This window comes from Streptomyces sp. a15 (genome assembly GCF_059026085.1).
The window spans coordinates 1-13,137 of the sequence record NZ_JBWLKM010000145.1 but is presented as its reverse complement, the minus strand read 5'-3'; the positions used below and the strand labels follow the sequence as shown (position 1 = coordinate 13,137).

The 13,137-nt window shown below is 69.2% G+C and carries 5 protein-coding genes; 4 read left to right on the top strand and 1 reads right to left on the bottom strand.

Annotated elements, in window-relative coordinates:
• Positions 1-247 precede the first annotated feature (247 nt).
• The 3 genes from AC5P09_RS49655 (at position 248) to AC5P09_RS49645 (ending at position 11,848) form a co-directional block, all read left to right on the top strand.
• The gene (locus AC5P09_RS49655; RefSeq protein WP_493880262.1) at positions 248-4,600 is read left to right on the top strand and encodes a LamG-like jellyroll fold domain-containing protein; all 4,353 of its coding nucleotides are present in this window, start codon (positions 248-250) and stop codon (positions 4,598-4,600) included.
• A gap of 115 nt (positions 4,601-4,715) precedes the next feature.
• Positions 4,716-11,588, top strand: a complete 6,873-nt coding sequence (locus tag AC5P09_RS49650; RefSeq protein WP_493880261.1) for a polymorphic toxin-type HINT domain-containing protein — start codon at positions 4,716-4,718, stop codon at positions 11,586-11,588.
• Complete coding sequence (locus AC5P09_RS49645) at positions 11,585-11,848, top strand: hypothetical protein (RefSeq protein ID WP_493880260.1); 264 nt, start codon at positions 11,585-11,587, stop codon at positions 11,846-11,848. The genes AC5P09_RS49650 and AC5P09_RS49645 overlap by 4 nt, the downstream gene beginning before the upstream one ends.
• A gap of 63 nt (positions 11,849-11,911) precedes the next feature.
• Here AC5P09_RS49645 and AC5P09_RS49640 read toward each other — a convergent pair whose 3' ends face one another.
• A complete protein-coding gene (locus tag AC5P09_RS49640; RefSeq protein WP_493880259.1) occupies positions 11,912-12,469 on the bottom strand; it encodes a hypothetical protein in 558 nt (185 codons plus the stop codon).
• Between the two features lie 91 nt (positions 12,470-12,560).
• On the opposite strand from AC5P09_RS49640, the gene AC5P09_RS49635 reads away from it, so the two are divergent.
• Positions 12,561-13,073, top strand: coding sequence for an NUDIX hydrolase (locus AC5P09_RS49635; protein WP_493880258.1), 513 nt, complete (start codon positions 12,561-12,563; stop codon positions 13,071-13,073).
• The last annotated feature ends 64 nt before the right edge of the window (positions 13,074-13,137 follow it).

The following is a 13,137-nucleotide window of genomic DNA, read 5'->3' as shown; positions in this document are numbered from 1 at the left end:
CCGACCCTCACCGATGGGCGGCGGTTCCGGATCACGAAGAGAGGGCGGCACCCTGTGCGGGGGTGCCGCCCCTCTTGTATGTGAATTGAATCACAGCGTATGCATGATCTTTTTGTGAGCTTTGTTCCCTGTGGGCCTTTGTGAGTCTCTGGTGAGAACGTTGTGAGTGCCTTTAAGTTGCAGCCTTAATGCCTGATCGACCACATCCGGTCATGGCTCAACTTTGCTTTGTGGGGGAGCAGTTCACATGCCTACGTATGGGGGGAGACGTCGGCTGCGTACGGTCGGCGTCGTGCTTTCCGCGGCCGTCGTGCTCGCGGTGAGCGCATCCGAGGGTGCCGTTGCGGTGACCGGTGAGAGAGCCTCCGGCGCCTCGGCCGCCCGGACCGGCGCGCTCGGCGGGAGTGGCGGGGCGGCCGATGCCGCCGGAGGCGAGGGGGCGGGCGAGGACACCAGGGCGTTGGCCGAGGCCGAGCGTACGGGCAAGCTCGTCGAGATCACCTCGATGCGCGGGGAGAGCAGCGAGGTGTTCGCCACCCCGGAGGGGAACCTGGAGGCCCGGGAGCATCTGCGTCCGGTGCGGACCCGGGTGGGCGGCGAGTGGCGCGACATCGACACCACTCTGATCCGGAGCGCGGACGGGACGGTGGTGCCCGGGGCCACGAGCGTCGGCCTGGCGTTCTCGGGCGGAGGGGCCGCCCCGCTGGTGCGGATGACGAAGAGCGGCCGTGAACTCGCGCTGTCCTGGCCCGGGAAGCTGCCGTCCCCGGAGCTGAACGGGAACACCGTCACCTATCCGGACGTACTGCCTCAGGTTGACCTGCGCATGACGGCGCAGCAGGACGGCTTCACCCAGCTCCTGGTCGTCAAGTCGGCCGAGGCCGCGGCCAGTACGGAACTGAGCGAACTGCGTCTGAAGCTGGACGCCGGTGGCATGCGGGTGAAGGAGACCGCCGACGGGGGCCTGGCGGCGATCGACCAGGGCGCCGGAAGCGCCGTCTTCGAAGCCCCCCGCCCCGTGATGTGGGACTCCAGCACCGAGGCGCCCACCGCCGGCACCGAGGCGCCCGCCGACACCGCGGCCGCAAGAACACAGTCCGCCGCCCCCGCGAAGACCACGGTCACCGCAGAGACCGCCGCCCCCGGCTTCGCTGAGGCCGGCGCCGCCGAGTCCGCGAACGTGGCGCCGGTCGCCGTGGACGTCCCCGCCGCGCAGGACGCGCTCGTGCTGACGCCGGACAAGGACGTGCTGCGGGGCAAGGACACGGTCTACCCCGTGTTCATCGACCCCCAGTGGTACTCCCCGAAGGCCACGGCCTGGACGATGGCCTCCAAGTACTGGGCCTCGTCGCCGCAGTGGAAGTTCAACGGCGACTCGGACGCGGGCATGGGCTACTGCGGCTGGTCCTACTGCGCGCCGTACGACACCAAGCGGCTCTTCTACCGCATTCCCACCTCGAAGTTCGCCGGCCGGAGCGTGCTCCAGGCGGAGTTCGTGGTCCGCAACACCTGGTCGGCGTCTTGCTCGGCCCGGAGCGTGGAGCTGTGGCGCACCAAGGACATCTCCTCGTCGACGACGTGGAACTCGCAGAACGCGAGCGGCTTCTGGATCGACCACCTCAGGACGGCGTCCTTCGCCTACGGATACACCGGCTGCGCCGCGAAGGACGCGGAGTTCGACGTGAAGTCCGCGGTGCAGCAGGCGGCGGACAAGAAGTGGTCGACGATGACCTTCGGCCTGAAGGCGTCGAGCGAGAGCGACGAGTACGGCTGGAAGCGGTTCTCGGACGACGCCTATCTGCGCGTGCAGTACAACCGGCCCCCGCCGCAGATCAAGATGTCGCAGCTGACCATGGAGTACGGCGGCACCTGCAAGCAGCCCTCCAGCGCCGCGCGGGTGCGCACCCTGGGCAAGATCTCCGCCAACGACGTCACCGACCCCGACGGCGACTCCGTCTCCGTGGAGTTCCGGGCGAGCTGGGACACCGGTGACGGCAAGGGCGTGGTCACCCGCTGGAAGTCCGGGCTGACGACGGCGAAGAAGTCCGGCTCGGACTTCACGATCACCCTGCCGTCCTCCATTCCCCCCAACAAGTCGATCAACTGGTACGTCCACTCCTACGACGGCGCCCAGTACTCGCCGTGGTCCTACACCGGAGACCCGACCGCCTGCTACTTCGTGTACGACACGAGCGTGCCCAAGGCACCGAGCATCTCCTCCGCCATCTACCCGGCCATCAACCCCGAGGATCCCGACGACCCCTGGTACGACGGAGTCGGCCAGTACGGCGACTTCGTGATCACCGGCGCCGTCTCCGACGTGACCAAGTACTGGTACGGCGTCAACGGCGACCCGGTCTCCACCAACACCGTCACCACCTCGGGTGGAGCGGCCAAGACCATCCCGGTACTGCCGCTCAAGCCGGGCCTCAACACCTTCACCGCGCGGTCCTTCGACTCCGCCGGCAACGGCTCCGAGATCCGCACCTACCAGTTCCGGGTCAAGGCGGGGCAGCGCGAGCGGGCCGACTGGTCCATGGACGAGGCGGCCGGTGCCACCCAGGTGGCGGGCAGCGCACCCGAACTGCCCGCGGCTCTGAACGGCGGCCCGACGCCGGACGTCGAGGGCAAGCTCGGCAAGGCGGTGCAGTTCGACGGCGTCGACGACTACGCGGCCACCGACGTCGCCACCGTCAACACCGACATCAGCTTCTCGGTGTCCGCCTGGGCGAAGCTGTCCGCGATGCCGTCCGGAGCGGCTGTCGTGGCCTCCCAACCGGGGAACAACGCACCTGGGTTCGAGCTGTACTACTCCAAGGCGTACGACCGCTGGGTGTTCAACCAGTACAGCTCCGACAGCCCCGACGCCACCCCCGTCCGAGCCATGCAGGCCGCCGCCGGCGGGGTCAAGGCCGGGGAGTGGACGCATCTTGTCGGCGTCTACTCCGCCACTGACAAGCAGCTGAGGCTGTACGTCAACGGCACACTGGCCGGCACCATCGCACACACCACGGCCTGGAACGCCCGGCGCGGCATGTTCATCGGTGCCGGTGCGGGCGACGGCACGCCGCAGGCGTTCTTCCCCGGCGCCATCGACGAGGTGAAGACCTTCGAGAAGTCGCTGACGGCCAACGAGATCGCGAACCTCTACAGCTCGAACTCGCTCACCGGCGGCCGCCCTGCCCGCATGGTCTTCCACATGGACGACGCCGCCGACGCGACCGCGCTGAGCGGCCGGGCCGACGTGAACCCCGCGGTCCTCAAGGGCGGCGCCACCACCGGATCGGCAGGCATCGACGGCAACGCGCTGACCCTGGACGGGACCGACGACTACGCCGCCACCGGCGGCCCGCACATCAACACCTCGTACAGCTTCGCCGTCTCGGCCTGGGTGAAGCTGCCGAAGACCAAACCAACACACGCCGCGAGCGTCGCCTCCCAGACCGGCAGCGCCGTGACGGGGCCGGAGCTGTACTACTCCAGCGCCTACGACCGCTGGGTGTTCAACCAGCACAGCGCCGACACCGCCGACTCCACGGTGGTGCGGGCCATGCAGCCCACGGGCACCACCGCGTACGGCGGGGAGTGGACGCACCTGGTCGGTGTGCAGGACACCGAGGCCGACAAGCTCTCGCTGTACGTCAACGGGAGCCTGGCCGGGACCGTCGCCCTGCCCTCGACCTGGTACGCCGGGGGACCGGTGCAGATCGGTGCCAGCGCGTTCCAGGGTGCGGCCACCTCGTTCTTCCCCGGGCAGATCGACGACGTGCGGCTCTTCGACCGGCCGGTGTCCGCCGGTGAGGTGCAGCAGCTGTTCAAGCAGCGCGCGGTCGTCAAGGGCCGCTGGAAGTTCGAGACGGCCGGCGGGACTCCGGTGACCTCGCCGGACGCCTCCACGGTCGGCAACGCCATGACCCTGTACAACGGCGCCGCCACGGCCGCGCCGGGCTACGGCTGGGTCGACGGCGCCGTCGTCCTGGACGGCACGGACGACTACGCCGCGGCCTCCGTCGTCCCGGTCGACACCAGCGCCAGCTTCACCGTCAGCGCCTACGTCCAGACGGCGGCCGTCCCGACCGGCCCGGTGACCGTGATGAGCGCACCCGGGGCCGCCAAGAGCGCGTTCTCGGTGCGCTACGAACCCAGCGCCACTCCGGACACCGATCCGGGCCGCTGGCGGATCGCCACGGCGAGCGCGGACAGCACCTCCGCCGCCGTCTCCGACATCGGCAACGGCATGTTCTACAGCCCGACCGACTGGAACCACGTGGCGCTCGTCTACGACGGCTTCTCGAAGGAGGTCCGCCTCTACGTCAACGGCGAGCTCCAGGAGACCGCCTGCGCCGACGCCGACGAGGACGGGGTGCAGGACGACGCGAGCTGCACTGACACCGTCTCGTGGACCGACGACGCGCTGACGTACAAGGCGGCCAAGACGCTGCAACTCGGCCGGGACACCGTCGGCACCACCTCCGGCCAGTACTTCCCCGGTGCGCTCTCCGACGTCTGGGTGTTCCAGGGCGCGTTGACCGAGACGCAGATCGACCACCTCGCCGTCGGCATGCCGGGCGTCGAGACGGCTGTACCCAGCGGCGACTGACCGGCATCGCCACAGGGGAGGGGCCGACGGGCCCCTCCCCGACCACGCATGTCGCTCCACCGCGCGCGGTCGCCCGCCGCCCGTGGAGCACTCAACGGGAGGAAGACAGACGCGCATGAAGATCCGACCCCGCCCGAGAACGGGCAGGCCGTGGCACCGGGTGGCGCTGGCCACGGCCGCCGTCCTGACCGCGACCCTGCTCCAGGCCTCCGCGGCACCCGCCGTCGCCGAGGGCTGGCGCAAGCCCGCGCCGCCGAAGGCCGAGTCGCCGGTCGACGTCGTCCGGGCGGGCAAGGCGGTGCCCCGCAAGGTGACGAAGGGCCCCCGGACGCCCGCCGAGGCACCGGCCACGGCCTGGCCGAAGACGACCGAGACCGAGGTGACGGTCCATCAGAAAGCCGCCCGGGTCAAGGGATCCCCCCTCACCCTGGCCGCCGAGCGGGACACCGCCCCCTACACCGTGCGCACGCTGTCCCGCACGGCCTCGCGCAAGGCGGGCGTCGACGGACCGGTCTTCACCCTGACACCCCGTCAGAAGACTGCACGGGACGAGAAGGTGCGCGCCGGGCTGGACTACTCCTCCTTCGCCGGCCTGTACGGCGGCGGTTACGCCTCCCGGCTCACCCTGGTCAGCCTCCCGGCCTGCGCGCTGACCACCCCGCAGAAGAGGCAGTGCCGCACGGCCACCCCGGTGCAGACCGTCAACGACACCGAGCGGCAGACGCTGACCGCGAAATCGGTCTCCCTGAGCGCGAGTTCGGCGACCGTGCTGGCCGCGACCGCCGCGGCGAGCAGCGACAAGGGCGACTACAAGGCCACCTCGCTGTCCGCCTCCTCGACCTGGAACACGGACCTGAGCAGCGGTTCGTTCTCGTGGGCGTACGACATGCCGGTGCCGCAGGTGCCCGGCGGGCTGACCCCGCAGGTCGGGCTCTCGTACTCCTCGGGCGGTGTCGACGGCCGGACCGGCGACACCAACAACCAGTCCTCGTGGGTCGGTGACGGCTTCGACCTGGCGCCCGGTTTCATCGAGCGCAAGTACAAGAGCTGCGCGGACGACGGGGTCACCAACGCCGACGGCAACAAGCCGGGCGACCTGTGCTGGGCGTACGACAACGCCACGCTGTCGCTGAACGGTTCGGGCGGGGAGCTGGTGCCGAACGGCACCAACTCCTTCAAGCTGCAGAACGACGACGGCACGAAGATCGACCGGATCTACGGCTCCACCTCCGACGTCCGCTCCAACGGCGCCCGCAACGACGAGTACTGGCGGGTGACCACCCCCGACGGCACCCAGTACTACTTCGGCTACAACCGCCTGCCGGGCTGGGCGAGCGGCAACGAGACCACCGACTCTGCCTGGACGGTGCCGGTCTTCGGCGACGACTCCGGCGAGCAGTGCAACGCCTCGACGTTCGCGGCGTCCTGGTGCCAGCAGGGTTGGCGCTGGAACCTCGACTACGTCGTGGACCCGCACGGCAACGCGGTCGCGTACTACTACGACAAGGAGACCAACTCCTACGGCCGCAACCTGACCGCCGCCGACGACACCCCGTACGTGCGCGGCGGCACCCTGGACCGCGTCGAGTACGGGCTGAAGTCCGACGCCGTGTACTCCGCCAAGGCCCTGGCCAAGGTCGACTTCACCAACAGCGAGCGGTGCATCCCGGACTCCTCGACCACCTGCTCGTCCATCTCCACGGACGCCCAGTACTGGTACGACACCCCGTGGGACATGAACTGCACCGCGGGCACCGACTGCGACAACGGGCGCTTCTCCCCGGTGTTCTTCACGCGCAACCGGCTGACCTCCGTCACCACCCAGGTCCTGGTCTCCGGCTCCTACAGCAACGTCGACGGCTGGAAACTCGCCCACCGGTGGGGCATGGCCGACACCGACTACCAGCTGCTGCTGGACTCCGTCCAGCGCACCGGCTACGGCACCGGCGACACCTCGATCACCCTGCCGAAGGTCACCTTCGCCTACACCCAGCTCGCCAACCGGCTCGACAAGACCGGTGACGGCTACGCCCCGTTCATCAAGTCCCGGCTCTCCTCGGTCGCCGACGAGTCGGGCGGCCAGATCGACGTCGGCTACTCGGCGTCCGAGTGCTCCTTCGACGCCCTGCCCACCCCGGCGACCAACACCACCCGCTGCTTCCCGCAGTACATCGGCGGCAGCACCAGTGCCGACCCGGACCTCCAGTGGTTCAACAAGTACGTCGTCTCGACGGTCACCCAGACCGACCGCACCGGCGGCGCGCCCGACCAGGTCACGATGTACGACTACCTGGACGGTGCCGCCTGGCACTACGACGATGACGACGGCATGACCAAGGAGAAGTCCAAGACCTGGTCGCAGTGGCGGGGTTACGGCCACGTGCGCGTGCGCTCCGGCGGCCAGGGCGGCGCCTCGGCGATGAAGTCGCAGGAGGACTCCTACTTCCTGCGCGGCATGGACGGCGACCGCAAGGACGCCTCCGGCGGCACCAAGAGCGTGTCCGTCACCCTGGATTCGGGTGAGGGCGACGCGATCACCGACCACGAGTCGCAGGCCGGCTTCGCCTACAAGACGGTCACCTACTCCGGTCCGGGCGGCAAGGTGCTGGCCAAGACCGTGAACCGGCCCTGGTACCAGCAGACCGCCAAGAAGGTCCGCTCCTGGGGCACCGTCACCGCCAACCTCACCGGAAACGCCTCCAGCAAGACCTGGACCTCGCTGGACGACGGCGCGGGCGTCAAGTGGCGGACCACCTCGTCGGCCGACACCCACGACACCACCACCGGCCTGGTCACCCAGACCAACGACCTCGGCGACACCACGACCGCGGCCGACGACCAGTGCACCCGTACCACCTACGTCTCCGGCAGCGTCCCGCTGGGAGCCCCCGCCCGCGTCGAGACGGTCGCCAAGGCGTGCGACGCCACCACCAACCGCCCGGCCGACGTCATGTCCGACGTCCGCACGGCCTACGACGGCGGGGCCTACGGCGCCGCGTCGACGAAGGGCGACGTCACCCGGACCGCGAAGCTCAAGACGTACAGCGGCACCAGCGCCGTCTACCTGGAGTCCAGCTCCACCTACGACGGCTACGGCCGCGCCCTGACCACCACCGACCTGACCGCCGACGTCACGGTCACCTCGGCGGGCACCCTCACCCGGGCCGCCCGCACCGACGGCCGGACCACCACCACCGCGTACACGCCGACCACGGGTTTCCCGACCAGCAGCACGGTGACCACACCTCCCGCCAACCCCGGGACGGCCGGCACCGCGCAGACGTCGAGCACCGCCTACGAGACCCTGCGCGGCCTGCCGCTCACGGAGACCGACACCAACGGCAAGGTCACCACGTACGCGTACGACGCGCTGGGCCGCACCAGCAAGGTCTGGCGGGCGGACCGGACCACCGGCCAGACGCCCAGCTACGAGTTCGGCTACTCCATCGCCGAGGGCCAGCCGACCGTCGTCAGCATGAAGACCATCGGCAACTCCGGTGCGCAGGACACCTCGTACACCCTCTACGACGGCTTCCTGCGCACCCGCCAGTCCCAGACCCCCGGCCCGAACGGCGGAGCGCTTCTCGCCGACACCTTCTACGACGAACGAGGCCTGGTCGCCAAGGAGTTCGCCACCTACTACATCACCGACGCGCCCTCGGCCACGCTCCTCAAGCCCGAGAAGGCGCTGAGCGTGGAGACCCAGAACCGGCACGCCTACGACGGCCTGGGCCGCGAGACCGAGGTCCGGGAGATCGCCGGCAACGGCGACGGCGGCACCGTCCTCGGCATCACGAAGACGATCTACGGCGGCGACCGCACCACGGTCATCCCGCCCGTGGGCGGTACCGCGCAGACCACGGTCACCGACGCCCGCGGCAACACCAGCGAACTGCGCCTGCTGCACGCCCGGGCCGCCGAGGCCGCGTACGACGCCACGACCTACCAGTACAGCCCGCGCGGTGAGATGACCAAGGCCACCGACCCCGCGGGCAACGCCTGGACCTGGACGTACGACCTCATGGGGAGGCTCACCGACACCACGGACCCGGACAAGGGCGCCGTCCACACCGAGTACGACGACCGCTCGCTGGTCACCAGCACCAAGGACGCCCGCGGCACCGTCCTCGCATACGTCTACGACGGCCTGGGCCGCAAGACCGAGACGCGGGACACCTCCGCCACCGGCACGCTGCGCGCCAAGTGGGTCTACGACACGATCAGCGGTGCCAAGGGGCAACTCGCCTCCAGCTCACGCTTCAGCGGAGGCCAGGAGTACAAGTCGAGCGTCGTCGCCTACGACCGGCTGTACCGGCCGTTGCGCACACAGGTGACGATCCCGTCGACCGAGGGGGACCTCCAGGGCACCTATCTCTCCACGACCACCTACAACGCCTCGGGCACGGTGGCGGGCGTCGGCTACCCGCAGGCCGGTGACCTCGCCGCCAACACGGTCACCTACACCTACGAGGACGGCACCCTGCGGCCGACCAAGACCAGCGGCCCGCTGAACCTGACCGCGATCACCGACTACAGCCTCACCGGCAAGCCGCTGATGTACTCGCTCTCCGCGAACGGCGGCAAGCTCACGATGGAGCGCAACACTTACGAGTGGGGCACCCAGCGACTCGCCACCTCGACGGTGAGCCGCCAGGACATCGCGGGCGTCGACCAGTACAACACCTACTCCTACGACGAGGCGGGCAACGTCCTGTCCGTCTCGGACACCTCCCGCTCGGGAACCGACAACCAGTGCTTCGGCTACGACTGGGCCGGCCGGCTGACCGAGGCCTGGGCCCAGTCGACCACCGGCTGCGCCGCCGCCCCGAGCACCGGGGTGCTGGGCGGCCCGGCCCCGTACTGGACCTCCTACTCCTACGACAAGCTCGGCAACCGGCTCTCCGAGACCCAGCACGCCACCGCGGCAGGCGCCTCGGACACCAACCGCACCTACCACTACCCCGGCCCGGGCGCGGCCCGGCCGCACACCCTGACCTCGGTGGACACCACCGTCGGCACGGTGAAGTCCACCGACAGCTTCGGCTACGACACCGCGGGCTACACCCACACCCGGCAGCTCGGCAACGGCACCTCCCAGACCCTGGACTGGGACGCCGAGGGCCATCTCTCCAAGGTCACCGAACCCGTGGAGGGCGGCAGCGACAAGGTCACCGAGTACCTGTACGACGCCGATGGCGAGCGCCTGATCGGCCGCACCCCGACGGAGACCACGCTCTACCTGGGCGCCACCGAGGTCACCCTCGCCAAGGGCGCCACGGACGCCAAGGGCACCCGCTACTTCGAACTCGGCGGCGGCCACCAGGCGGTCCAGTCCAACGACGGATCCATCTCCTTCACCCTTGCCGACCACCACGGCACCGCCCAGCTGTCCGTCAACGCCGCCACCCAGGCACTGACCCAGCGCCGCACCCTGCCCTTCGGCGGACTGCGCGGCACCGTGCCCAACTCCTGGACCGGCACGCGGGGTTTCGTCGGCGGCACCACCGACACCGCGACGGGGCTCACCCACCTCGGGGCGCGTGAATACGACCCGGCGACGGGCCGGTTCCTGTCGGTGGACCCGGTGTTCACCGCCTACGACCCGCAGCAGATGCACGGCTACAGCTACGCCAACAACAACCCGCTGACCTACTCGGACCCGGCGGGCACGGAGATCGGGTCCAAGCCCAACTCCTGCCAGTACTCCCTGGCGAACTGCAGCAAGCACACCCAGAAGGAAGTCGGCTACGACGCGAAGTCCGGCACGACCGACTACCGGCGTGGCAACATCTACAAGCGCTCCCAGGCCGCGAAGAAACAGTGGGTGGCCGCGAACACCCCGGTCACGAACGACATCGACAAACTGGCGGACTGGTACTGGTCCCCCAGAATGAACGGCGAGTTCACCGACGACTTCTGGTACAACCCGGTCTACGAGTCCTCCCAGGAAGGCAGCGCCTGCTACGGCCGCGAGGGCTGCCGCCAGGCCTACCTCTATGTCCTGCACGGCGGAAAGGACGTCGAGAAGGCCAAGGAACTCGCGGCCACCTACTGCGTGTACAACGCGGAGGAGTGCAGCGAGAAGGCCGAAGAGGTCGCCCGTGGCGGCAGGATCCGGGACGCCTTCAACTCGGCACTCCTGGCGTATCTGGGCGGAGGCGCCGGAAAGCCCTGCAACAGCTTCGCGTCCGGCACCCAGGTCCTCATGGCGGACGGCACGACCAAAGCCATCGAGGACGTGAGAACCGGGGACAAGGTTCTCGCGACGGACCCGAAGACCGGCCGGACCACCGTCAAGACGGTCACGGCCGAGATCACCGGCAAGGGACAGAAGGACCTGGTCCGGATCTCCCTGTCCATCGAGTCCGGCGGCGAGAAGCGCATCGCGTCGGTCACGGCCACGGCCGGACACCCTTTCTGGGTACCGGAGTTGGGCGCCTGGGTCGACGCCACCGACCTGAGCACCGGCGCGGAACTCAAGGCCCGGCACGGGGTCGTGGTGCGCGTCGTCGGCATCCAGCGCTGGACCCAGGCGCTCACTGTGCACAACCTCACCGTGGTCGACACCCACACGTACTACGTGGTGGCCGGGACCGCGCCCGTCCTGGTGCACAACTGCGACGGGGACATCCACTGGGTCAACGAGAACGCCAACATGAGCCAGGCCGCCCGGAAGTACGACTCCGGCGCACTCGGCTCGCGGGTCGGCCAGGCGCCGGCACTCCAGTACTACAAGGCCGGCGGGAAGAGGCTCAGCACGGTCAAGTTCGACGGCATGGACGCGACGAACGGCGTCATGATCGACCGCAAACTCAATGTCACGGGATACAACAAGACGTACCGGCAGGCCCAGAACCAGTCGCTCGCACTGGAACAGAACGGGCTCACGGGAGTCTGGGAAGTCCCCAACATGTCCGTCGCCGCCCAAGCGCGAAAGGTTCTCGGACGGCAAATGATCACGAACATCAAGGTTAGGATCGTGCCGTGACCAGCGTAGAGCGCGTACTCGCCAAAGCCGTCATGGAGCTCATCATCTCGATCGAGCTGACCGAGGACGAAGAGATCGATCCGGACGTCGCCACCACGATCGTGGAGCCGGTCGGCTTCCTGCTCAACGACGTTCCCGAGGACGCTCGGGAGGAACTCGTCCGTCTGTTCCGCGAGGTGGCGGAGGACGAGGAGAATCCGGAGCGAAGGGCCATGGCGGACGAATTCCCCGAGGCCATCGGCCTGGTCTCGGAGGAATAAGAGGGAGAACGACGCAAGACGGCGGCTCCGCACGGCATCGTGCGGAGCCGTCGGCGTCTTCTCTCAGGTGTCCGAGCTGTCCCCGGCCGGTCGCAGTGCGGCCAGTTCGGTGTCGGACGGGCGATGGACCGCCTCGGCCGCCTCGCGCAGGACCGTGCGGTCTACCTTCTCCTTGTCGGCGATGAGCCGTACCACCACACCGTCGCGGGGCACCGCGTACTCGTGGACCCCGCCCGCCGTGCGGTACCAGGCGTCGCCGTCCTGCTCGCAGGCGACCGGCTTGAGCGCGTCGGCGCCCAGCGGCTGCGCGGCGCAGTTCTCGGCCGTCAGCGTGCTGTGGTCCGCGAAGAGGCCGATCCGCGTGGAACCCTTGTCGGACCGGTACGCGGCGACGAACTCACCGTCCCCGTACGCGCCGATCGACGCCTGGAACACGGTGAAGCCGGAGACCTCGGTGACATAGACGAGTTCCGGCTCGACACCCCAGTCCTCGGCGGCGGCCGCAAGCTCGGCGCTGTCGGCGCCCGCCCCTCCCGTCCCGCTCTCCTTGTCCGCGCCGCATCCCGTCAGAAGGACCGGCAGCAGTGACAGAGTGAGTAGAGCGCGCGCGCTTCGTGTCATGTGCACATTCTGTCGTACGGGCCCTCCGCGGGTGGTACCGGTTTCCGGATTCCCCTCCACCGGGGCCCACCGTCACGCGCCCGGCGCCGCCGTGCTCGCCCGTTCCACACCAGCCGCGTCGACAGCTCCCTCCGCGTGCTCTCCGGTCGGTCGCCGTCCATCATCCGTATCAGCAGGCGCATGCCGTCGCCGCCATCTCCGACGGCGGCATGTTCGACACCTACGCGAGAGCTTCGACGCCGTGTGGACGACGGCAACCCCCGTACGAGAGGAAGGCTTACCGTGGCCCGCACTGAGTACTACGACGACCCCAGAGACCGGCCTCGACATCGAGATCACCGGCCTGGTCGGCACCTACACCGACCCGAAACACATCATCGCCTACACCAACGGCGAGGTGCGCCGCCAATTCAACGTCTGCTTCACCGCCCGCATCACCGGCGGCCGGCTGGAGATCTCCGACGAGTCCACCGAACTCCGGTTTGTACCACCCCAAGAGGTCGAGCAGTTGCCGATGCACCACACCCAACGGCTCAGGCTCCAGCACTACCGAGGCCTGCAAGGTCTACCTCGACAGCGGCGAGGAGCCGACGGCACTGCGTGACGAGGTGAGTGCGCACCTCGACGCGCTGGAGCAGCGCATGGGCAAGAAGCTCGGCCAGCCCGAC